General features: G+C 78.4%; 1 protein-coding gene. It reads left to right on the forward strand.

The genetic code is table 11. From position 1 onward, the window contains the following. A partial coding sequence (locus tag G3I42_RS21535) for a M14 family zinc carboxypeptidase (RefSeq protein WP_275405274.1) occupies positions 1-712 on the forward strand: 712 nt, incomplete at both ends.

The raw sequence follows: 712 nt of genomic DNA on the forward strand, positions 1-712 counted from the left end.
ACCTCGCGCGGGGGCCGGCCGCTGCTCCTGCTCTCGGTGGGCCGCGGCCCCCGCCACGTACTCGTCGTCTCCGGGGCGCACGCGGACGAGCCGACGGGACCGACGACGGCGCTCACGCTCGCGCGCCGCCTCCTCCGCGGCCGGATCGCGTCCCCCGCCGCCGATCTCACCCGCGTGACCTGGGACTTCCTCCTCTGCCTCGACCCGGACGCGGCGGCTCTCAGCCGCACGGCGGAGGTCTGCGGCGGCCCGGTCCCCGCGCCGCCCGCGCGCGCCCTCGCGGACTACTACCGCGCCTCCTACCGCCCGCTCGCCGCCGAGCAGCCGGAGTGGGCCCCGATCGAAGGGCACCGCCTGCCCGAGACCGACACGCTCCTCGGCCTCGTCGGCACCCTGCGCCCCGTCCTGCAATGCTCCCTGCACAACGTCGACGCGGGCGGCACCTTCCTCCAGCTCACCGCCGGGCTCCCGGGCGTCGAGAAGCCGTTCGCCCGCGCGGCGACGGACCACGGCATCCCGCTCCAGTACGGCACCTTCGACGCCCTCCACTGGGAGACCCCGGCCCCCGCCGTGCACGTCCTGCCCCCGCCCGCGCTCCGCCACCGCCTCGCGGCGGGCTCGGCGGGCATCGGCCGCTCGACGTGGTGCGCCCCGGCGGCCCACGGCGGGACGACGGCGATCATCGAGGTCCCGCTGTGGGCGAGCCGCGCGG

The sequence above is a fragment of the Streptomyces sp. SID11385 genome (genome assembly GCF_010548245.1).
Classification (GTDB): Bacteria; Actinomycetota; Actinomycetes; order Streptomycetales; family Streptomycetaceae; genus Streptomyces.